This window comes from Zwartia hollandica (assembly GCF_019923725.1).
Classification (GTDB): Bacteria; Pseudomonadota; Gammaproteobacteria; order Burkholderiales; family Burkholderiaceae_B; genus Zwartia; species Zwartia hollandica.
Genome location: NZ_JAHXRI010000007.1, coordinates 305,841 through 326,379 on the forward strand (window position 1 = coordinate 305,841; position 20,539 = coordinate 326,379).

Here is a 20,539-nt window from a genome sequence, read left to right on the forward strand (position 1 = left end):
TTGTTGCGCCTGCCATGCCAAACCGCCGCCCCATCTGCGCTCTCCCCGACTTACTCATTAGCCAAATCGCAGCCGGCGAGGTCATTGAGCGACCTGCCTCTGTGCTCAAGGAACTCGTGGAGAATGCGGTCGACGCAGGTGCTCAGTCTGTTGAGATTCGCCTTGAAGCCGGGGGTATTCGACGCATCGCAGTCATTGATGACGGCGCTGGAATTCCCCCTCATGAACTTGCACTTGCTTTGACGCGTCATGCAACGAGCAAAATCACATCGCTTGATGAACTGGAATCCGTGCACTCGATGGGCTTCAGGGGTGAAGCGCTCGCCTCGATTGCAGCAGTCTCGCAGCTAACGCTCATCTCACGTACGCGCGATGCCGATCACGCCTGGAGCCTGGCACCTGGCTCAACAAGCCCAGTGGCCGCAGCGGGTGCGCAAGGAACAACCGTCGAGGTTAAGTATCTTTTTGACGCCGTTCCTGCACGGCGTAAATTTCTTCGCGCTGAACCAACAGAGTTCGGACACTGCATTGATGCAATTGAGCGCATTGCCCTCGCCTTTCCTGAAGTTAGCTTTCGCGTTTTTCATAATGAGCGTGCGGTCCGCCAATGGTTACCCGCATCGGCACTCAAACGCATCAGTGATGTGTTGGGTGACGAATTCAACGAACACGGCATCGAAGTCAACGCCGAGAGTGGTCCAATTTCACTGCTAGGGGTCATCACACGTCCAACCGCAGCACGCGCGCGCGCAGATCGTCAATTCCTCTTTGTGAATGGTCGACATGTACGCGACCGTACCGTGTCACACGCCATACGGAGTGCGTACGCGGATGTACTCCATGGCGATCGTCAGCCGGCCTTTGTATTATTTTTACAGATTGATCCAAGCGCAGTGGATGTCAACGTACATCCAGCAAAACACGAGGTCCGCTTTCGCGACACAGGTGCGGTACACCGCTTTGTATCGCACACCATCACCCGAGCTTTGTCCGGCACAGCGGGTGCGCACCAAGTCAACCCTGCAGTCTTCACAGATCAGGGTGCGCAATCTTGGTCGCACATTGGCAACACCCAAACGCCCTACAACACAGCCTCGTCCTTTTCATCATCTGCTCCGCCGGGGCAGGCAACATGGCAACCGACTTCGCAGGCTGCCTTGCATCTTCGCGAGCCCACAGGCACCGCAGGGGGACTTAAAGACTGGGAAACCCTGTACCAACCGGTGGCCCAAGACGCTCCCACTTGGCCGCTGGGACGTGCGTTAGCGCAGGTGCACGGCATCTACATCTTGTCGCAGACAAGTTCAGGACTCGCCCTAATCGACATGCATGCGGCGCACGAACGCGTAGTCTACGAGCAACTCAAACACGCGCTCGACGCACAGACGTTGCCTCAGCAAGCGCTGTTAGTGCCTGTCGTGTTTCGAGTAACAGATAAAGAGATTGCACTCGCCGAGGAGTGCAAAGAGCAACTTGCCATGCTCGGCTTTGAAATGGCTGCCTCAGGACCGCAAGCCCTGACCCTTCGGTCAGTGCCTGCCTTGCTCGCGCGTGGGGACCTTGAGGCCCTCGCCCGAGGCATACTGCGCGATCTCGAACAGGTAGGAGCCAGCAGACTACTGACAGAGCAGCGTAATACGCTGCTTGCGACGATGGCGTGCCATGGTGCCGTGCGCGCCAATCGTCAGCTATCGATCGAAGAGATGAACGCACTACTTCGGCAAATGGAGCAAACCGAACGTGCTGACCAATGCAACCATGGCCGTCCCACCTGGGTCCACTGGAATGTATCGGACTTAGATAAATTCTTTTTGCGCGGCCAATGAGCCAATACACGAGCGAAACGCTGATCTGTTTAGCGGGTCCGACGGCCTCAGGCAAAAGCGCTGCAGCGCGCGCGATTGCTAAGCGTTGGCCGGTCGAAATCATTAACGTCGACTCGGCAACCATCTATCGCGGCATGGACATTGGTACGGCGAAACCCTCGGAGGCAGAACAACGCGAGACCCCCCACCATCTGCTAAACATCCTCGATCCTCTTGAGACCTATTCGGCTGCAAACTTTCGGCGTGATGCGTTACGTTGCGTGCAAGAAATACGTGCGCGCGGCAACATACCTCTGCTGTCAGGCGGGACAATGCTTTACTTTAAAGCACTGCGAGATGGGCTCAACGACTTACCGGGCGCTGACCCGGCGATCAGGCTCGAGCTAGAACAACGCGCAGCAACGATCGGTTGGCCAGCAATGCATGACCAGCTCGCGCAAGTCGATCCGGAAACTGCGAAGCGTTTGTCTCCCAACGACAGCCAACGCATCCAACGCGCACTAGAGATTTGGCGCGTGAGCGGTACCCCCATGTCCGTGCTGCTCAACGCACCAGCGCAGCAAGATATCCCGATCAAGACTCTGACCCTAAGTCTCGAACCAACCGAACGAAGCATCCTGCACGAGACCATCGCTCTGAGGTTTGATCAAATGCTTGAAGCGGGTTTGTTAAACGAGGTGAGAACTTTGCATGCGCGTGGAGACTTGCACACAAACCTACCTTCGGTCCGTTGCGTCGGTTACCGACAGCTTTGGAGTCTTCTTGAGGGTGAAATTGATTATTCAGAAGCAAGATTGCAAGCCATCGCAGCGACCAGACAACTAGCCAAACGTCAGCTCACCTGGCTAAGGAGTCTGCCAGAACGAAAAACCATTCAAGCCTGCGCATCGGCCACGGAGGAAACCGTTGTGCAGGAAGTAGGCAGACTTCTCGATTAAAACCACTGCCTCCGCGACACGCACTTAGACAACGACGGTCTGTGCATCAGTTGTCTGACAACCCTGAATAACACCCAAGCTGTAGACCATCTCACCTTGCGCAGTCAAAGCCTGACTGATCGCTTGTGCATCTTGAGCGCTGACGACAACCACCATACCGACACCGCAATTAAAGACGCGATACATCTCTGTATCAGCTACCCCGCCTTGCTGCTGGAGCCAAGTGAATAGTTTGGGCATTTGCCAAGCATCGCGCTGCAGCTTAGCCTGCAGGCCTGGCTGCAAGATCCGGGGCACATTATCCAACAAGCCACCGCCCGTAATATGGGCAAGCCCTTTTACTTTGGAACCAAACTCCTTCAAAACAGCTAGCACGGGTTTGACATAAAGGCGCGTTGGCGCCATCACCACGTCGGCAAGAGGCTGTCCGAAAAAGTCTTGTGCTGGCTTTGCCCCAGCACGCTGCAAAATCTTGCGCAACAATGAATAGCCATTAGAGTGCGCACCGCTGGAGGCGAGCCCCAACACAACGTCGCCTGGCTGGATCGACTTGCCATCAATCAGCGCCGACTTTTCCGCTGCACCCACAGCAAAACCAGCCAGATCGTACTCACCATCGGGATACATTCCTGGCATTTCCGCGGTTTCCCCGCCGATTAAGGCGCAACCGGATAATTCACAGCCGCGTGCAATGCCGCCGACTACTTGCGCTGCCACATCCACCGAAAGTTTGCCGCAGGCAAAATAATCGAGAAAAAACAGCGGTTCTGCGCCTTGCACCAAAATATCGTTCACGCTCATCGCAACCAAGTCGATACCAACCGTATCGTGGCGCTGCCAATCAAAAGCCAGCTTCAGCTTGGTACCAACGCCGTCCGTACCCGACACCAACACAGGCTCTTTGTAGCGCTTAGGCACCTCAAACAAAGCTCCAAACCCCCCGATTCCCGCAAGGACACCCTCACGCATGGTGCGAGCGGCCATCGGTTTAATCCGATCAACAAGGGCGTCACCTGCATCAATATCGACGCCGGCGTCACGGTACGTAAGAGGAGTTTGTGGTTGAGTCATGGAGAAAAATCGCTGTTGTGTGACAATTGTGGGGTTTGAACCATCATTTTCACCAATTTTACGATGAGTCGATGAGTCGGCAATTACTTCTGGAAATCATCCCCGCTCAGGGGCCGACGTTAGCCGCGACGGTAATGGGTGCTAATGCCGCTGCCATCTCGGCTGTGACGGGCCTAGAACGGGGGCGAGCGCTCTATCTTTGGGGGCCACCAGGCTCAGGGCGCAGCCATCTGCTGCGCGCAATCGCTGGGTCTAGGTCTACCCTATTGCTCGGCGCTGGCACCTCAGCCAGCGCCATGATGGCCCTTGCAACCAACCCCACTCTTGAAAAAGCCGCTGAAGTTATCGCAGTAGACGACATCCAGGAGCTCGACGAGCCACAGCAGGCGGCCGTATTTGCCCTGTACAATCGCTGGCGTGAGTTAGCCTCGACTGCAGCGGCATTCGCGCTTGTCGTTACTGGGGATCGCGCTCCGCTGTCGATGTCGTTGCGCGAAGATTTACGTACCCGCTTAGGCTGGGATCTTGTATTCCGGCTCGAACCCCTCTCGGATACAGACAAATCCGAAGCACTCGTGACCTATGCCAAACAGCAAGGACTACCGCTTTCCTCTGACGTGCTGGACTGGATGCTGACACATTACTCACGCGACATTCGCCAGCTCTTCGCCTTAATCGATGCCTTAGACCGCTACTCTCTGTCCAAGCACCGTACGATCACGGTTCCTCTCGTACGACTGATGCTAGCCGACCGTGAATTTCTCCAATCATGACCTATAAAAAACTCGCTCTGTTCGACTTAGATCACACACTACTCCCTTTGGATAGCGATTATCAATGGGCCATCTTTATGGCCGAAACCGGACGTGCCGGAGACCCTGCAGAGGCACTGCGCCGCAATCAAGAGTTAATGGATCGTTACAACGCAGGTGAGCTCACAGCCGAGCAGGCCGCCGAGTTCATGCTCGGCCTCCTTGCTGCACATCCACCGCACTTGCTTGCAGCATGGCACGAGGAATTTATGCAAAAAGTGATTCGTCCGGCGATGACCGCTCAAGCGATTGCGCTAGTCGAAAAACACCTACAAGCAGGCGATCTATGTGCGGTCGTGACCGCCACGAACAGCTTCGTGACCTCTCCCATTGCACGCGCCTTCGGTATCCCAACATTAATTGCAACTGAACCCGAGTATCAGGCTGGACGCTACACCGGAAAGATTTCAGGCACGCCCAGCTTCAAACATGGCAAGGTTATTCGCGTCGAAAGCTGGCTAGCAAGCCTTGGAAAGACGTTGCAGGATTTTGAAACTTCACATTTCTACAGTGACTCATCCAACGATCTTCCCTTGCTAGAGGTCGTCACGCACCCCATCGCAACCAACCCAAGCCCCGGCCTACTTGCAGTTGCGCAAGAGCGCACCTGGCCCGTGCTCAACCTATTTAATCAGTTGTCCGATAAAAAATCCTGATGATCACCGATACACTCAAACGCTTTGTTGGAAAACTTTTAGGTCAGCAGCCAAAGGCGATGCGCCGGATTGGGCGAGCAAAGCACGGGATCGATCGACGCAATGTTTCACGTCATGCAATCAAAGTATGCGAAGTACTTCAGCACGAAGGTTATCAAGCCTACATTGTCGGCGGCGCTGTACGAGACCTCATCGTTGGACTTGAGCCGAAGGATTTCGATGTGGCAACAAACGCCACACCCGAGCAGATTCGCCCCCTATTTCGCCGGGCCCGGATTATCGGCCGTCGATTCCAGCTCGTCCATGTTGTCTTTGGTCAAGAAATCATTGAGACCTCAACCTTTCGCGCACCTGCGTCTGAATCGCAGGCGACCGACGACCATGGTCGCATCCTACGCGACAATGAGTTCGGCACGCATGCGCAAGACGCAGCAAGACGTGACTTCACCATCAACGCGTTGTATTACGACCCCACCACTGAAGAAGTGATCGACTACCACAATGGTGTAGAAGACCTTAAATCACGCACAGTCAGAATGATTGGCGACCCTCGTACCCGTTACCGTGAAGATCCCGTGCGAATGTTGCGTGCGGTGCGCTTTGCCGTAAAGTTAAAAGGGACAATTCATACCGATACGAAAGCACCCTTGCAATCGATGGCAGAGCTAATCGAGAACGTACCCGCCTCTCGACTGTTTGACGAAATGCTCAAGCTATTGACCTGTGGTCATGCAATGGACTGTTTGCAGCAACTGCGGCAAGACGGCCTACATCAGGGTATTTTGCCCTTGCTAGATGTTGTGCTCGAACAGCCAGGTGGCGAAGAATTCATCGAACTCGCACTCGATCGCACCGATCATCGTATCCGCAGCGGCAAAACTGTTAGCCCAAGCTTTTTATTCGCTGCGCTGCTTTGGCATCAAGTCGATCTTCGTTGGAAAAAGCGTATTCAAGCAGGCGAACCAAGCATTCAGGCTCTCATGGATGCAGCCGACTCGGTGCTAGATGAGCAAACAGAAAAGCTCGCAATCCAAAAGCGTTTCAGCGCTGATATGCGCGAAATCTGGTTCATGCAGCCGCGCTTCGAAAAGCGTTTACCTAAATCGATCTGGCGCATGTTTGAGCAACCGAGATTTCGTGCTTCTGTCGACTTTCTGCAACTTCGCGCCGCTGCGCATCAATTTGATAGCGTCCTAGCGCAGTGGTGGATGGACCTCGCAAATGCCGATGATACGGCGCGCGTTGAGATGCTCGAGGAACTCAGCCGTCTACCGAAGGATACGAGTACAACAGCACCCCGAAGCCGAACGCGTCGACGGCGCCGTAGCCCAACGAGTGGTGACCGAACAGACGGCCCCACCCAGCAAGAGTGACAACAAGCCATGTCGATACTCGCACATATCGGTCTAGGCGCAAATCTCGGGGCCGCCCGCGAGACAGTACAGGCTGCGTTAAATGATCTCGCTGCAGAACCTGGAATCGAGCTCGTGAAAGTGGCGCCGCTCTACTCGAGCGCACCGATTGATTCAAGTGGGCCAAACTACATCAATACCGTGGCGAGTATCCATACATCACTTAGCCCTGAGCAATTGCTTGCAGCACTACAAAAGATTGAGTTGCATCACGGGCGCGAACGTCCTTACGTTAACGCGCCGCGAACCTTGGATTTAGACCTCTTACTGTACGACAAGATCACACTCAATACGCCTATGCTCACCATCCCGCATCCGCGCATGCATTTGCGTGCGTTTGTGCTCCAACCACTGCGCGACATAGCGGGAAATATGACGCTATCGCAAGGCAGTCTTGACACGCTTTTGGGGCAGTGCAAAGACCAGGGTCTTTCGCCCTTGCCCTGAGCACTGTGCCAGGCGAGTCTCAAATCGCTTTATCTGCACGAAGAGTCGCAACAACCTCATCACTCACGCCAAGTTGCTTTAGGATTGCTAGCGTGTGTTGACCGATCCCAGGGATTGGATCCATGCGTGCGTCAAACTGATTATTGGTTGCGGGCGGCAACAACGCAGGTAACGCACCTACGGGACTTTCGACCTGCGTCCAACGCCCACGCGCCGCTAACTGGGGATGCGACCAAACATCCTTCATCTCATTGACGCGCGCATTGGCAATTTGCGCATCTTCGAGCGCTTGCACGACTTGATCAATTGTCATCTTTGAAAACGCAGCAACGATCAAGCCTCGCAGATGCTCACGATTCGCGACACGCTTCGGATTGGAGTCGTACTGGGGATTCGTAGCCAAATCCGACTGCCCAAGCACTTTGTCGCAGAACACTTGCCATTCACGCTCGTTCTGCAAACCCAACATCACGTTACTGCCATCGCCAACCGGGAAGGGTCCGTAAGGATAAATCGTCGCATGCGCCGCCCCTGCACGTGGCGGCGGCTTTTGCCCATCAATCGCGTAATACAACGGGAAGCTCATCCACTCGACCATGCTCTCAAGCATCGAGACATCAAGGTGGCTGCCCAACCCTGTCTGATGACGCAAAAGCAAGGCGTTCAAAATACTTGAATACGCGTAGGAGCCTGCTGCGATATCCGCGATCGAGCAACCAGCCTTGGCAGGTGAGTCCTCAGATCCTGTCACCGAGATGAAGCCACTTTCACTCTGAATAAGTAGGTCGTAAGCTTTTTTTGTTTCGTAGGGACCGCCTTCTCCGTAACCGGAAATATCACAGACAATCAAGCGAGGAAATTTTTTATGCAAAACCTCAAATGACAACCCCATCCGCGCAGCAGCGCCTGGTGCAAGGTTCTGCACCAGCACATCTGCTTGCCCCAAGAGCTCTTCCAAAATTGGACCAGCCTGTTCGTGCTTTAAATCCAGCGTCAAGCTCTCTTTGGAGCGATTCGTCCAGACAAAGTGCGATGCCATGCCGTGGGTCCGCTCATCGTACTTGCGTGCAAAATCTCCAACGCCTGGGCGCTCTACCTTGATGACGCGCGCGCCCATATCTGCAAGTTGTCGCGTACAAAATGGCGCCGCAATGGCGTGTTCTAGACTGATAACAGTCACCCCATCCAAGGGGCGTGGCTTTACGTTCTTCATGCTTCAAACCTCAATTCCGCTTGGTGCGCCAGGGTCGAGTCCTGTTCTGCCCAAAGTTTCGCCTCTCCCTGCGCTACCACGGCACCGGCCACAGAGAACACTTTGGGTGCAATCAGTGGACGCAAACCTCGATAAGCCAGATGTTTTAACGATGCCTTTGGATGAGCATGCGCGAAAGCGCGGCACATCATCGTTGCGATCAGTGGTCCATGAATCACTAGACCAGGATAGCCCTCGGTCTGTGTCACATACGGATGATCATAATGAATTCGATGGCTATTGAATGTCACAGCCGAGTATCTGAACAATAGCACTGGGCTAGGATCAACTAATTCGCTCCATTGCGATGCTGGTGCGGGCTCAGTACCTTGCAACTTCGGTGGGCTTGGCTCGCGGTAGACAATGTCTTGCTCCTCGCTCACGACAAGCTTTCCATTCTGCTCGATATCGTGCTTGACGGTAACAAACAGCAAAGAGCCTGTACGTCCCTTTTTCTCTTGTATCGCGGTAACCGTTGACGTCTTGCGGGCTTCTACACCCACTTCCAGCGCGCCATCAAAACTCACACGTCCGCCTGCCCACATACGATTGCGATTATCCGCAGGTGGCAAGAAACTCCCGCGTGCGGGGTGACCATCCAGTCCTGTTTGTGCGATCGGCACGGTCTCCAAAAAGAAAGCCCAATGCCACAACGGCGAGAGCTTCATCCCCACTTCAGGGATGGGATCGCCTAATGTGACGGCAATGCGCGCCGCATGCCCGGGATCCATCCGATCCACCACAGTTTGTTGTTTACCAAGCCAAGCGCTCAAGTCAGTACTAGACATGCATCATCCTTAATCTTTAATCCGTGAGGTCCTGCAAACGCTGCAGGTGGTAGTTGGTGTCGCCTAGCAATAAATCGACATAGGTCAAGCGCTTAAAGAAATCACCGACCTCCAACTCATCCGTTACGCCCATCCCGCCGTGCAACTGTACGGCAGCTTCACCGACAAAACGCGCAGCCGCAGCCACTTCGATCTTGGCCATCGACACTAGCCGCGCACGCTTGATGGGATCTTGCTCTGCGAGGCCAATGGTTGCCGCGTAGGTCATCGACAAACCCATCTCGGACTGAATCAACATATCGCCCAAGCGATGTTGCAAAACCTGAAAGGCCGCAAGCGGTTGGCCGAACTGCTTTCTAGTTTTCAAATACTGAATAGTCGTGTCGGTCAGTGCCGCCATTGCGCCACAAGCTTGCGCGCAAAGTGCGGTGATTCCAAAGTCGATTGCCAGCGCAAGCAAGGCTTGTGCTTGTGCACCAGTAGCAATAAGCTGATCGCCAGATACGACAACGCGATCAAAGCGTAACGTGGCGGCGCGGCTCCCATCAAACGTCGGGAAATCCTCGCAAGACAAACCCTGGGCGCCTTGCTCGACCATAAACAACGCTGGCTCTCCGTCCAACAACGCCGATACGATCACGCCGTTGGCTGACGCACCATGCCAAACCAGGATCTTTTGTCCGTCTAACGCATACCCATCCGCAACCACGGTGGCACGCGTACACAGCGGGCGTTGCGCGTCGCGCTCACCCGACTCCTGCCAAGCCACTGCTAGCAAAGCTTCACCTTCTGCATGCGCAGAGAGCCAACGCTGCTTGAGTACTTGGCAGTCTGCATGGCCCAATAGCGTGACTGCCATGACAGCGCTCGAAATCGTTGGCTCACTGACTAGTCCGCGGCCCAACTCCTGGTGAACCGCCAACATCGTGGCCGGTGACTCACCGAAGCCTCCGAACTCCTCGGAGACCAACAGGCCACCCATTCCCAATTCGACGAGGCTACCCCACGCCGCTGCGTCAAGCCCACCTAAACGCGACCGACGCTTTGGACGCGTCCACTCGTCTGCCACCAGCCTTTTTAGGCTATCGGTCAACATACGCTGTTCTTCTGAATATGAAAAATCCATGATGTGTCCTAAACCCCGATAATCTGCTTGGCGATGATGCCCTTTTGAACCTCATTGGTTCCGCCATAAATCGCCGTCTTGCGCATATCAAAATAGGCGGCTGCGGCTGCGGCTGCATACTCAGGGCCTGGACCATGAAATGCAGACTCGGCAAACATCCACTCTGGGTCGTAAGGCCAGGACTCTGCTCCCGCCACTTGCATCTGCAACTTTGCGAGTTCCATTTGCAACTCAGAGCCACGGATTTTGAGTATGGATGCTTTTGGTCCGGGCTCCGTGGTGTCGTCTGTCGCTACACGCAGCACCATCATTTCCAACGCCAGGACCTGTGCTTCGACACGATTGATGGCGTCGCGCACCCTGGGATTCAAGCTCACTGACTCGCCGCTGGCCATCATGCGCTCGGCCAAAGATTTCAAAATGGCCAGCTCACGGTGGCAATGCCCAATCCCTGCAATACCACTGCGCTCATGGCCAAGCAAATACTTTGCATACGTCCAGCCGGCATTTTCCTCACCGATCAAGTTCTCAACCGGAGCCTCAACATTCTCAAGCCACACCTCATTGACCTCGGCACTACCATCCAAGGTCTTAATCGGACGAACCTGAACCCCAGGTTGCTTCATGTCGATCAGAATCATCGAAATACCACGTTGCGCTTTAGCCGCAGGATCTGTACGCGCCAAGCAGAACATCCAATCAGCATGATGCGCTAGTGTGGTCCAGGTTTTTTGCCCGTTGATGACGTAGCGGTCACCCACTCGTTCTGCACGCGTTTTAAGAGACGCCAAATCGGATCCGGAACCAGGCTCCGAATACCCCTGACACCACCAATCCTCGACAGTGATGATGCGCGAAAGAAAACGATCCTTTTGTGCTGGGGATCCATATTTCATTAGGACCGGGCCAATCATTCCCAACCCAAACGGAAGCAACCGAGGGGCACCCGCCTTGAAGCATTCGATTTCAAAAATCAAACGTTGCAGCGGATTCCAACCCGTACCACCGTATTCAATCGGCCAACTAGGTGCACCCCAGCCTTGTGCTGCCAGCAATCGATGCCATGTCATATAGTCTTCGCGCTTGAGACGATGATGTGCGAACGTCTTTGCCCGCAAACTTGCGGGAAGCTTTGCCAGCACGAATGCGCGCACCTCTTCTCGAAAGGCGCGCTCTTCTGGGGTCCAAGTCAGATCCATAAGTATTCTCCTATGCGCACAATCTTAACGCCGTGGTCGACCGCTAGCTTCTTGTATTTTGGAACCCAGCGTTCAGGAAGTAAAAATCCTCTAGAGGCCATACAATCCAGCAAAATGCTAAAAAACACCCTTTCCTAGGAGACTACCCATGAAAACCCTAATTCGAGCTGGCCTTATTAGCCTTTGCGCGCTTGCCCTCGCCCCAACGGCACAAGCTGCCTGGCCTGACAAACCGATTCGCCTCATTGTTCCCGCCGCCCCGGGTGGAACAACCGACATCACCGCCCGCCTCCTGAGCGAAAAAATTGGTGCAGAACTGGGCACGACCGTTATCGTTGAAAACCGCGCGGGCGCAGCTGGCATTATCGGCACCCAAGCCTTGTTACAGTCCGCACCTGATGGCTACACCATCGGATTTGGCAACATTGGTCCGAACGGCATCAATTACAGCCTGTACAAAAAGCTTCCCTACAAGCACACGGACTTCAGCCCCATCACGCTCGTCATCTCGGTACCAAACGTGCTCGTGGTCAATAGCAAATCACCCTATAAAACGGTGAAGGATCTCGTTGATGCAATCAAAAACGACCCAAAAGGCAATTATTCGTTTGCCTCCTCTGGGACGGGACAGTCACCACACATGTCGGCTGAAATGTTTGCGCAGCGCACGGGCCTGACACTCACCCACATCCCATTCAAAGGCATGGGTCCAGCCGTTGCAGCCCTGTTGGGTGGTCAAGTTACATTCGCGATTGATAACTTGCCGAGCTCGATTGAATTCATCCGGTCCGGCCAATTCCGTGCTCTCGCCGTGACGGGCGCCGAGCGCTCTGCACAACTACCTGATGTACCCACGATGGCCGAAGCCGGCATTAAAGATATGGTCGTCACAGCTTGGTTTGGTTTCGTTGCTCCTGCCGGTACTCCACCAGAGCTCGTGAACAAAATTCAGCAAGCAACGAAAAAAGTATTAGCAATGCCTGATATTCAAAAGCGCTTCGCGACGATGGGTGGTGTACCAGGCGGAAATACCCCTGCAGAGTTTGGCGCTTTCATGGACAAAGAGCGTGAAAGCTGGAGAAAGATTGTTGAAGCCGCCAAGTTGCAAATGGAGTAATCATGCTGGATAAGGTCAAGCAGTCACTCCAAGAGGCGATCGCGCCGATTCAAGACGGTGCCTCCGTGATGGTGAGTGGCTTCGGTGATGCAGGCATCCCCTTTGAGCTCATGAGTGCCATCATGGATAAGGGCTTGCGCGAACTCACCATCATTAGCAACAACGCGGGCACGCACGAGACCGGTATTGCTGGGCTCATCAAGGCAGGCAGGGTTCGTAAGGTTGTGTGTTCGCACCCTCGTCCTGCGCACTCCGATGTATTTGCTAATGCCTATCGTGCAGGTCAAGTGGAACTCGAATGCATGCCGCAAGGCACATTGGCAGAGCGCTTGCGTGCGGCAGGCGCTGGCTTGGGCCCGTTCTTCACCCCGACAGGCTACGGCACGCTCATCGCCGAGGGCAAAGAACAACGTGTCATTAACGGCAAAGGCTACATCATGGAACAGCCGTTAACAGGCGACTTTGCTTTAGTGCGCGCCAACCTCGGCGATCGCTGGGGCAACCTGACTTACAGGTGGGCCGCTCGAAATTTTGGACCTGTGATGTGCATGGCGGCCAAGCACACGATCGCCCAAGTCAATCGCATCGTACCCTTAGGAGACCTAGCGCCAGAACATGTGATGACGCCAGGGATATTCGTTCAGTCAGTCGTAGCAATCGGAGGGGAGCGATGAGCAACGTTTCAAGCAGCAATTCAGACAGCACTCTCAAGCCACTCTCACGCAGTGAAATTGCCTACCTGGTTGCCAACGACTTCCCGGATGGCTCAGTCGTGAACCTTGGAATTGGCATGCCGACTCAGGTTGCAGACCACCTTCCCACTGATCGCGAAATACTCCTGCACAGTGAGAACGGTATTTTGGGTATGGGCCGCGCCTCCGTGGGAGACGAGATAGACCTCGATATCATCAACGCCAGTCGCACGCCCGTCACGCTACTTGCTGGCGCCTCGATTACGGAGCACACCGTATCGTTTGCAATGATGCGCGGAGGCCATCTCGACTATTCGGTCCTAGGAGGCTTTCAAGTAGCAGCGAATGGTGACCTGGCAAACTGGATCACTTCAGGTCCTGATGCCATCGCAGCAATTGGCGGAGCGATGGATCTCGCGGTTGGCGCACGTAACGTGATCGTGATGATGGAGCATGTGGCCAAGGATCAGACACCAAAACTCATGAAAGCCTGCACTTATCCACTCACAGGAGCCGGCGTTGTGAATCAGGTGTACACCGATTTGGCGATCATTGATATTGGAGCAGAAGGGTTCGAAGTCCGTGCCATTATTGAGGGTCTATCCATGGAAACCCTTAAGCAAAAAACTGGCGCGCCCATCAAAGCATCGTCTAAGCTGTCGGTGATTCGTCGTAATTCGGAAGGAAAGCCTTTTTACGATCGATAGTGTGAATCGCCATACGCGTTGAATCAAACGGCGCCGCAGGCGCCGTTTTTTTAATCAGGAGCTAAACAACATGACAACAACGATCCTGGCGTCAGCCAAGACAGCACTTGCCTCGCTAGCGCTCGCTGCTAGCTTTGCAGCGAATGCGCAGACAGCAAGTAACCAGCCCATCACACTGATCATTCCCTATCCACCTGGCGGTAGCGCCGATATGCTTGCCAGGCCGATACTTCCCGAGCTTCAAAAGAAGCTTGGCCAGACAATCGTACTCGATTACAAAGCAGGCGCCGGTGGCACCATTGCTACGCAAGCACTCGCGCGCGCCAAACCAGATGGCAACACGATTCTGATGGTCTTGACGGCACACGCCATCAACGATGCGCTCTACCCCTCGTTGCCTTACAACACACGTAAAGATTTTGCACCAGTGTCTCTTGTTGCAACCTTGCCTTTGTTGGTGGCTGCACCCCTGACAACGCCAGTCAATACAATTCCTGAGCTCATTGCCTACGCTAAAGCGAATCCAGACAAACTGTCTTACGCATCAGCAGGCAATGGAAACACCAGTCACCTAGCTGTTGAAGTTTTCAAGAGCAAAACGGGTACGCAGATGGTGCACATCCCTTACAAAGGGAGTGGCCCTGCTGTCATCGCGATGCTCGGCGGTGAAGTCTCCTTGATGTTTGACAGCATTTCCACCTCGTACCAACAGGTTAAAGCGGGCAAGCTAAAAGCCATTGCAGTAACTGGTGCCAAGCGCACCGAGATTCTGCCCAATGTCCCCACCGTAGCTGAAACGTTGCCAGGCTTTGAAGTAAACGTCTGGTATGGAATTTTGGCCCCCGCAGGTACGCCGAGCGCGGCGATCGATCGACTCAACAAAGCATTCGCCGAAGTCGCTCAGGATCCAAAAATCCGGGAACAACTGGCTGCAAACGGCTACCAGATGGTGGGGTCCACCCCTGCTGAATTCGGCAAACATATTGAAGCGGAACTTCAAATGTGGAATAAAGCCGTCAAAGACTCGGGCGCAAAAATTAACTAACACTGACTGTGCACCTTGCTGGGCTGCGCAGAACGCGACAACATGTACTTCGGAGATTCTATGAAAACATTCACTACAAAAAAAATCGCTCGCCTGCTCGGTGCACTCGGCGTAACGTTACTGGCGGGCGTAGCTGGCACCGCTGCGAATGCGCAGGCAAATTGGCCTGATCGTCCGATCAAACTAATCGTCGCTTACCCACCAGGTGGACCCGTGGATGTCTCGGGCCGCGTCTTCGCAAAATTCTTGGGCGAGCAGCTTAATCAGTCCGTCATTGTAGAAAATCGCGCGGGTGCGAGCGGCATGATCGGCGCTGACGCAACGGCAAAGTCAGCGCCAGATGGCTACACGCTTAACTATGTCGCGAGTCCTAGTCTTACTATTTCCCCGATTGTTCAACGCAGCAAGCTTTTCGACCCACGTAAAGACTTCACGCTGATTAGTCCGATCCTTAGCTACACCAACATGCTACTCGTTGGGTCTCAAACAAACGTCAAGACAGTCAAAGAGCTTGTCGAGTACGCCCGACAAAATCCAGACAAAGTCACCTTTGGCTCTGCCGGCTTTGGCGGGTCAAATCACTTGTCCGCCGAACTGCTCAAGCAATCCACCAATACCCAAATGCTTCATATCCCCTACAAGGGGAACGCCCCTGCGATGGTCGACGTGATTAGTGGCAAGGTGACGTTCATGTTCGATATCGTCGGGACAGGCAAAGCGTTTGTTGAAAGCGGCAGAGCACGTGCACTCGCCGTCACATCAAAGACGCGCAACCCAAGCGTACCGACCGTACCCACCATGATCGAAGCTGGAATCGCCGACTACGAAGTGTTGGGATGGTTTGCCGTCATCGGACCTAAAGGCATACCTACCGAGGTCGTCGCAAAACTCACCAAAGCTGTCGAAGCCGCGAAGACAAGCAAAGGGTTTACGGATTCTGCGGTGGCAGCAGGCTACACCATCGACAAAGGCAATGCCAAAGATCTTGAAAAACAGATCAATAGTGAATACGCAATGTGGGAAGGCGTTGTGACAAAAGGAAAGATTTATCCTGATTGATCCACTTTAATCCGCAACGATATTCGCACTCTTTATCGTATCGCTCCACTTCTTCAATTCGTTTTCCAAAAACGCTTTGAATTGCTCAGGTGACCCTGGCGCCGGTTCTGCGCCAGCAGCCATCAAGGCTTCCACCGTTTTTGGAGCGGACAAGACCCGCACCATATCGGCATTGACACGCTTGACAATATCGGCTGGCGTGCCGGCGGGCGCCACTACACCTGTCCAAGAATACGCTTCATAACCTGGCAAACCTGCGGCGGAAATCGTGGGGACCTCAGGGAAAAACTTTGAAGTCTCCGGATTACCAACACCAAGAGCTCTAATTTTTCCGGACTTGATAAAGGGCAAGGCAGAAGGGCCATCAGCAAACATCAATTGCACTTGGCCACCAACCAAATCCTGCATCGCTGGAGCACTCCCTTTATAGGGAATGTGCTGCATTTTTGTACCAGCAAGGCTATTAAATAGTTCACCCGCGAGATGGGTACCACCGCCCGTACCCGAGGAGCTATAAGAGAGCTTTCCTGGATTGGCTTTCGCATAGGCAATCAACTCTGCGACGGACTTAACAGGCAGAGAAGGATGCACCACAAGCACGATCGGAAACCTCGCGGCCATCCCCACTGGCACGAAGTCTTTCTGAATGTCGTAACTCAGACTTTTCTTCAAGCTGGGAAGTACCGCGTGATGGATAGCAGCAAAGAAAAAGGTGTAACCATCGGGCGCAGCCTTAGCAGCCGCTTGCGCACCGACGATACCGCCCGCGCCTGCTTTATTGTCAATAGGGGCAGTGACCGACCACAACTGAGATAACGGTGCAGTCGTAAGACGTGCCGTTGTGTCTACTGGCCCACCAGGAGGAAACGGCACAATGAAGGTAACCGGTTTGTCTGGCCAAGCAGCCTGCGTGAGGCCGGTCACCAAACACATACCAATCAGCGCGCATGTTTTTAAAAGGTAGGTCGCTGCAAATGACTGACTCATTTTTTTATCCTTATCGTATCTGTTTCGTATTCCGACGCTTCTTTTAAATCTACGCCAGTTTTACCAAGAACTCTTGCTTGCGCAATTAACCAAGCAAGTTTCTGTGCAGCACCAGCATAGCTCAAACCCTCGGGTCGGATGTTTGATATACAGTTGCGTTCAGAGTCGTTGCGTCCCACCCTAGGATGCCAAGTCATATAGACTCCCATACTGTCGGGCGCCGACAAACCTGGCCTCTCACCAATCAAAACAACAACTATCTCGGCACCCAAGACCTCACCGATCTCATCGCCAAGCGCTACGCGCGCCTGTGTAGCCACTACAACCGCCGAGTTATCGAGCGGCGATCCGAGAGCCTGCAACGCCTTGAGCGTCGGAAGCGCGTGCGTTTGAACCGCTCTCGCTGAGAGTCCATCTGCAACAACAAATGCGATCGCGCCGGGCGAGAGGCGCGCTTGACGGATTGACTCTTCCAACGTGCGAATGCTGATGTCCGAGAGGCGACGACCCAAATCTGGTCGTAACAGATAGTGCTCTCTATTTTCGGCTCTGCTCGAGACAGCGGTAGGATCAAATCCCATGTGAACCAACCCCTGCGTGAGCGTCTCTATATCGAGTGCCTCATGCACTGCGTCGCGCGCTCTAGCGTGAGCAAGTCGAAATTCAAGAAGTTCGTTTGTCGGAAGACTCACACCTGTGCGTCCAAGCGCTATCCTAGCCCGAGTAAATTCCTTCAGGGCGGACCACGCTGGCGTCGCTTCTAAAAATGAGGGTTGATCCGGTGCTATTTTGTACTCGGTCACGTTAGGTTCCTTCAAATTTCAACAATGCCTGTACATCTGCGTGACGAATAAGATCGCCGCGCTCGTCCGTCACCCCCATCTTCTTAAGCCACGCCTCAAATTCCGGTGCAGGTCGCTTACCCAACACTCGCCGTATGTACAAGGCGTCGTGAAACGAGGTGCTTTGATATCCCAGCATGATATCGTCCGACCCAGGCACACCCATAATGTAGTTAATGCCTGCCACACCCAGCAGCGTGAGCAAGGTATCCATATCGTCCTGATCTGCCTCGGCGTGGTTGGTGTAGCAAATATCAACCCCCATCGGCAATCCTAGCAATTTGCCGCAAAAGTGATCTTCCAAGCCAGCGCGGATGATCTGCTTTCCGTCATAGAGGTATTCAGGCCCAATGAAACCTACAACGCTATTTACGAGAAGAGGTTTAAATCTGCGCGCCAAGCCGTAGGCTCGAGCTTCGATCGTTTGTTGATCAACGCCGTGATGTGCGTTAGCGGATAACGCGCTCCCCTGACCCGTTTCAAAATACATCACGTTATTGCCTACGGTGCCCCGCCCCAAAGACAGGGCAGCGTCATAAGCCTCTTCCAATAAAGAAACACTCACACCAAAACTACGATTCACGCCCTCTGTTCCGCCAATCGACTGAAAGACCAGGTCGACAGGCAGTCCACCCTCGATAGCCTTTAGCGTCGTCGTCACATGCCCCAGGACGCAGGTTTGCGTGGGAATATCAAATTTTTGACGCACTTTATCTAACAACAAAAGGATACGGCTCGTTTCGCGCAGATTATCTGAGGCGGGATTCACTCCAATAACAGCGTCTCCCGCCCCATTCAATAAACCATCGATGATCGAGGCTCCTACTCCTCGCACGTCATCGGTGGGGTGGTTAGGCTGAAGCCTGACTGACAGGCAGCCATCTAATCCCAATGTATTCCGAAATCGAGTGACTACCCGACACTTTGCACTCACCAAAATCAAGTCTTGATTTCTCATGATCTTGGAGACCGCTGCTACCATCTCAGGGGTTAATCCCCGAGCGACCTGGGCTAGATCCTCTGTCCCCACCGCGTCGGAGAGGAGCCAATTACGCAAGTCTCCAACGGTCAGACCTGAAATGCGTTCAAACGAATCGGGTTGGTGATCATCCAAGATCACACGCGTGACCTCGTCCTCTTCGTAGGGGATGAGCGGCTCGTCAAGAAATCGTTTTAGCGGCACCTCAGCGAGAATAAGGGCTGCAGCAATTCGCTCCTCCGATGTGGCAGCCGCCACACCCGATAAACAGTCCCCAGACCGCAAGGGGCTGGCCTTGGCCATCAAAGACCTTAAATCCGCAAACACATAGCTGCGTGAACCCAATGATTTTCTAAAACCCATGGCTGTCCCAAGTGCAATCTAGTCGGTTCGTAGAACAATGATACCCGTCAATTCTTTTCAAACATCTTTCTCGCTGCAGAACAAAAAAATCAGGGTTATCCCTGCGTCTACTGACAACACACCCCGGGCGAACCGCATATTTCCAAAATAACGAACTCTGCCCTAGCAAATGACGAATACCCCTGCCGAAAGAAAAAATCTACTATTGCTTAAACGTCATAGGAACTTGTCTCGCTTTGCCTTGCGCACCGCAGCATGCCGAATGCGTTAAGGTAATGAACAACCGATTTACAGGAGAGCAGTAATGAGCGGAATGTTGGCAGGCAAAGTTGCAGTGGTCACGGGTGCAGGCGGTGGGATTGGGCGCGGAATCGCGCTTGCCATGGCCGCTGCTGGCGCAAAAGTCGTCGTCAATGACATCGGCGCAAGCTTGGCCGGCGAAGGTACCGGTGCCGGACCCGCCCAACAAGTTGCCGATGAAATTATTAAGGCAGGCGGCCAAGCGGTTCCCAATACCGATAGCGTTGCGACGCGCGTAACCGCTAACAACATTATCGAAACGGCTGTACAGACATTCGGACGCATCGACATTGTTGTGAATAATGCCGGCAATTTGCGTGACCGTGTGTTTCACAAAATGAGTGAAGAAGAATGGACACAAGTCATTGACGTTCACCTTAACGGTACGTTTTATGTCAGTCGCGCTGCTGCAAACTATTACCGCGAGCAAGAATCTGGTGCCTTTGTGCACATGACCTCGACCTCGGGTCTGATCGGTAACTTTGGTCAAGCGAATTACTCTGCGGCCAAGTTAGGAATCGCAGCACTATCGAAGTCGATCGCTTTAGATATGGCACGCTACCACGTGCGCTCAAACTGTATCGCTCCTTTCGCCTGGAGCCGCATGACAAGCTCTATTCCCGCGAATACAGACGAAGAAAAAGCACGTGTAACCAAGTTGCAAAAGATGGAAGCCAATAAGATTGCGCCAATGGCCGTTTATCTCGGAAGCGACAGGGCCAGCGAAGTCACGGGCCAAATCTTTGGTGTGCGCGCGAACGAAATCATGTTGTTTAGCCAGCCTCGCCCCATCCGCTCGGTGCATATGAGCACGGGCTGGACGCCTGAAGCAATTGCCGAGATCGCCGCACCTGCGATGAAACATCACTTCATGGCGCTTGAGCGCTCACCCGATGCGATTGACTGGGATCCAATCTAATC

Annotated in this window: 20 protein-coding genes; 12 read left to right on the forward strand and 8 right to left on the reverse strand. The window is 53.8% G+C overall.

The annotated features are described in order from the left end of the window. Positions 1–14 precede the first annotated feature (14 nt). Together mutL and miaA are read left to right on the forward strand one after the other, a co-directional pair. Positions 15–1,826: a DNA mismatch repair endonuclease MutL gene (mutL, locus tag KZZ10_RS09550; RefSeq protein ID WP_259661285.1), complete on the forward strand. Its 1,812-nt coding sequence runs from the start codon at positions 15–17 to the stop codon at positions 1,824–1,826. Continuing rightward, positions 1,823–2,764, forward strand: a complete 942-nt coding sequence (miaA, locus tag KZZ10_RS09555) for a tRNA (adenosine(37)-N6)-dimethylallyltransferase MiaA (RefSeq protein WP_259661286.1) — start codon at positions 1,823–1,825, stop codon at positions 2,762–2,764. Before mutL ends, miaA begins: the two co-directional genes overlap by 4 nt. 24 nt (positions 2,765–2,788) lie before the next feature. Here miaA and purM read toward each other — a convergent pair whose 3' ends face one another. After that, positions 2,789–3,835 carry a phosphoribosylformylglycinamidine cyclo-ligase gene (purM, locus tag KZZ10_RS09560; RefSeq protein ID WP_259661287.1) on the reverse strand — a complete coding sequence of 349 codons (1,047 nt, stop codon included), beginning with the start codon at positions 3,833–3,835 and terminating at the stop codon, positions 2,789–2,791. A 71-nt stretch (positions 3,836–3,906) separates the two neighbouring features. Between purM and hda the strand changes: the two genes are divergently transcribed. Genes hda through folK form a run of 4 tightly spaced genes read left to right on the forward strand, consistent with a single transcriptional unit; the run spans position 3,907 to position 7,162 of the window. Further along, positions 3,907–4,608, forward strand: coding sequence for a DnaA regulatory inactivator Hda (hda, locus tag KZZ10_RS09565; protein ID WP_259661288.1), 702 nt, complete (start codon positions 3,907–3,909; stop codon positions 4,606–4,608). Beyond that, a complete protein-coding gene (locus KZZ10_RS09570) occupies positions 4,605–5,303 on the forward strand; it encodes an HAD family hydrolase (RefSeq protein WP_259661289.1) in 699 nt (232 codons plus the stop codon). Before hda ends, KZZ10_RS09570 begins: the two co-directional genes overlap by 4 nt. Continuing rightward, positions 5,303–6,676: a polynucleotide adenylyltransferase PcnB gene (gene pcnB, locus KZZ10_RS09575; protein WP_259661290.1), complete on the forward strand. Its 1,374-nt coding sequence runs from the start codon at positions 5,303–5,305 to the stop codon at positions 6,674–6,676. Before KZZ10_RS09570 ends, pcnB begins: the two co-directional genes overlap by 1 nt. 9 nt (positions 6,677–6,685) lie before the next feature. Continuing rightward, on the forward strand, positions 6,686–7,162 hold the full coding sequence (gene folK, locus KZZ10_RS09580; protein ID WP_259661291.1) for a 2-amino-4-hydroxy-6-hydroxymethyldihydropteridine diphosphokinase: 477 nt from the start codon (positions 6,686–6,688) through the stop codon (positions 7,160–7,162). 19 nt (positions 7,163–7,181) lie between these two features. Here the strand turns inward: folK and KZZ10_RS09585 are convergent, their stop codons facing one another. The 4 genes from KZZ10_RS09585 to KZZ10_RS09600 are packed head-to-tail and all read right to left on the reverse strand — an operon-like array spanning position 7,182 to position 11,527. Beyond that, positions 7,182–8,375, reverse strand: a complete 1,194-nt coding sequence (locus tag KZZ10_RS09585) for a CaiB/BaiF CoA transferase family protein (protein ID WP_259661292.1) — start codon at positions 8,373–8,375, stop codon at positions 7,182–7,184. Further along, a complete protein-coding gene (locus tag KZZ10_RS09590; RefSeq protein WP_259661293.1) occupies positions 8,372–9,202 on the reverse strand; it encodes an HTD2 family dehydratase in 831 nt (276 codons plus the stop codon). Before KZZ10_RS09590 ends, KZZ10_RS09585 begins: the two co-directional genes overlap by 4 nt. 16 nt (positions 9,203–9,218) lie before the next feature. Beyond that, the gene (locus tag KZZ10_RS09595) at positions 9,219–10,328 is read right to left on the reverse strand and encodes an acyl-CoA dehydrogenase family protein (protein WP_259661294.1); all 1,110 of its coding nucleotides are present in this window, start codon (positions 10,326–10,328) and stop codon (positions 9,219–9,221) included. An 8-nt stretch (positions 10,329–10,336) separates the two neighbouring features. Beyond that, positions 10,337–11,527: an acyl-CoA dehydrogenase family protein gene (locus tag KZZ10_RS09600; RefSeq protein WP_259661295.1), complete on the reverse strand. Its 1,191-nt coding sequence runs from the start codon at positions 11,525–11,527 to the stop codon at positions 10,337–10,339. Between the two features lie 148 nt (positions 11,528–11,675). On the opposite strand from KZZ10_RS09600, the gene KZZ10_RS09605 reads away from it, so the two are divergent. The 5 genes from KZZ10_RS09605 to KZZ10_RS09625 all read left to right on the forward strand — a co-directional run bounded on the left by KZZ10_RS09605 (position 11,676) and on the right by KZZ10_RS09625 (position 16,147). Further along, on the forward strand, positions 11,676–12,644 hold the full coding sequence (locus KZZ10_RS09605) for a Bug family tripartite tricarboxylate transporter substrate binding protein (RefSeq protein WP_259661296.1): 969 nt from the start codon (positions 11,676–11,678) through the stop codon (positions 12,642–12,644). A gap of 2 nt (positions 12,645–12,646) precedes the next feature. Continuing rightward, entirely contained in the window at positions 12,647–13,318 is a 672-nt protein-coding gene (locus KZZ10_RS09610; protein WP_259661297.1) for a 3-oxoacid CoA-transferase subunit A, read from the forward strand. Further along, the gene (locus KZZ10_RS09615; protein WP_259661298.1) at positions 13,315–14,043 is read left to right on the forward strand and encodes a 3-oxoacid CoA-transferase subunit B; all 729 of its coding nucleotides are present in this window, start codon (positions 13,315–13,317) and stop codon (positions 14,041–14,043) included. Before KZZ10_RS09610 ends, KZZ10_RS09615 begins: the two co-directional genes overlap by 4 nt. 70 nt (positions 14,044–14,113) lie before the next feature. Then, positions 14,114–15,088 (forward strand): tripartite tricarboxylate transporter substrate binding protein, encoded by a 975-nt coding sequence (locus KZZ10_RS09620; protein ID WP_259661299.1) that lies wholly within the window; start codon positions 14,114–14,116, stop codon positions 15,086–15,088. 60 nt (positions 15,089–15,148) lie between these two features. Beyond that, positions 15,149–16,147, forward strand: a complete 999-nt coding sequence (locus tag KZZ10_RS09625) for a Bug family tripartite tricarboxylate transporter substrate binding protein (protein WP_259661300.1) — start codon at positions 15,149–15,151, stop codon at positions 16,145–16,147. A 6-nt stretch (positions 16,148–16,153) separates the two neighbouring features. Here the strand turns inward: KZZ10_RS09625 and KZZ10_RS09630 are convergent, their stop codons facing one another. Genes KZZ10_RS09630 through KZZ10_RS09640 form a run of 3 tightly spaced genes read right to left on the reverse strand, consistent with a single transcriptional unit; the run spans position 16,154 to position 19,318 of the window. Continuing rightward, the gene (locus tag KZZ10_RS09630) at positions 16,154–17,080 is read right to left on the reverse strand and encodes a tripartite tricarboxylate transporter substrate binding protein (RefSeq protein ID WP_259661506.1); all 927 of its coding nucleotides are present in this window, start codon (positions 17,078–17,080) and stop codon (positions 16,154–16,156) included. Positions 17,081–17,130: 50 nt separating this feature from the next. Further along, complete coding sequence (eutC, locus tag KZZ10_RS09635; RefSeq protein WP_259661301.1) at positions 17,131–17,937, reverse strand: ethanolamine ammonia-lyase subunit EutC; 807 nt, start codon at positions 17,935–17,937, stop codon at positions 17,131–17,133. Between the two features lies 1 nt (position 17,938). Continuing rightward, positions 17,939–19,318 carry an ethanolamine ammonia-lyase subunit EutB gene (locus KZZ10_RS09640; protein ID WP_259661302.1) on the reverse strand — a complete coding sequence of 460 codons (1,380 nt, stop codon included), beginning with the start codon at positions 19,316–19,318 and terminating at the stop codon, positions 17,939–17,941. Between the two features lie 304 nt (positions 19,319–19,622). Here KZZ10_RS09640 and KZZ10_RS09645 point away from each other — a divergent pair, with 304 nt between their 5' ends. Next, on the forward strand, positions 19,623–20,537 hold the full coding sequence (locus KZZ10_RS09645) for an SDR family NAD(P)-dependent oxidoreductase (RefSeq protein ID WP_259661303.1): 915 nt from the start codon (positions 19,623–19,625) through the stop codon (positions 20,535–20,537). Positions 20,538–20,539 lie beyond the last annotated feature (2 nt).

Excerpts from the sequence above, each read along its gene's own strand:
- mutL (WP_259661285.1), top strand. The coding sequence starts at position 15 with ATGCCAAACCGCCGCCCCATCTGCGCTCTCCCCGACTTACTCATTAGC.
- miaA (WP_259661286.1), top strand. The coding sequence starts at position 1,823 with ATGAGCCAATACACGAGCGAAACGCTGATCTGTTTAGCGGGTCCGACG.
- purM (WP_259661287.1), bottom strand. The coding sequence starts at position 3,835 with ATGACTCAACCACAAACTCCTCTTACGTACCGTGACGCCGGCGTCGAT.
- hda (WP_259661288.1), top strand. The coding sequence starts at position 3,907 with ATGAGTCGGCAATTACTTCTGGAAATCATCCCCGCTCAGGGGCCGACG.
- KZZ10_RS09570 (WP_259661289.1), top strand. The coding sequence starts at position 4,605 with ATGACCTATAAAAAACTCGCTCTGTTCGACTTAGATCACACACTACTC.
- pcnB (WP_259661290.1), top strand. The coding sequence starts at position 5,303 with ATGATCACCGATACACTCAAACGCTTTGTTGGAAAACTTTTAGGTCAG.
- folK (WP_259661291.1), top strand. The coding sequence starts at position 6,686 with ATGTCGATACTCGCACATATCGGTCTAGGCGCAAATCTCGGGGCCGCC.
- KZZ10_RS09585 (WP_259661292.1), bottom strand. The coding sequence starts at position 8,375 with ATGAAGAACGTAAAGCCACGCCCCTTGGATGGGGTGACTGTTATCAGT.
- KZZ10_RS09590 (WP_259661293.1), bottom strand. The coding sequence starts at position 9,202 with ATGTCTAGTACTGACTTGAGCGCTTGGCTTGGTAAACAACAAACTGTG.
- KZZ10_RS09595 (WP_259661294.1), bottom strand. The coding sequence starts at position 10,328 with ATGGATTTTTCATATTCAGAAGAACAGCGTATGTTGACCGATAGCCTA.
- KZZ10_RS09600 (WP_259661295.1), bottom strand. The coding sequence starts at position 11,527 with ATGGATCTGACTTGGACCCCAGAAGAGCGCGCCTTTCGAGAAGAGGTG.
- KZZ10_RS09605 (WP_259661296.1), top strand. The coding sequence starts at position 11,676 with ATGAAAACCCTAATTCGAGCTGGCCTTATTAGCCTTTGCGCGCTTGCC.
- KZZ10_RS09610 (WP_259661297.1), top strand. The coding sequence starts at position 12,647 with ATGCTGGATAAGGTCAAGCAGTCACTCCAAGAGGCGATCGCGCCGATT.
- KZZ10_RS09615 (WP_259661298.1), top strand. The coding sequence starts at position 13,315 with ATGAGCAACGTTTCAAGCAGCAATTCAGACAGCACTCTCAAGCCACTC.
- KZZ10_RS09620 (WP_259661299.1), top strand. The coding sequence starts at position 14,114 with ATGACAACAACGATCCTGGCGTCAGCCAAGACAGCACTTGCCTCGCTA.
- KZZ10_RS09625 (WP_259661300.1), top strand. The coding sequence starts at position 15,149 with ATGAAAACATTCACTACAAAAAAAATCGCTCGCCTGCTCGGTGCACTC.
- KZZ10_RS09630 (WP_259661506.1), bottom strand. The coding sequence starts at position 17,080 with ATGTGTTTGGTGACCGGCCTCACGCAGGCTGCTTGGCCAGACAAACCG.
- KZZ10_RS09640 (WP_259661302.1), bottom strand. The coding sequence starts at position 19,318 with ATGGGTTTTAGAAAATCATTGGGTTCACGCAGCTATGTGTTTGCGGAT.
- KZZ10_RS09645 (WP_259661303.1), top strand. The coding sequence starts at position 19,623 with ATGAGCGGAATGTTGGCAGGCAAAGTTGCAGTGGTCACGGGTGCAGGC.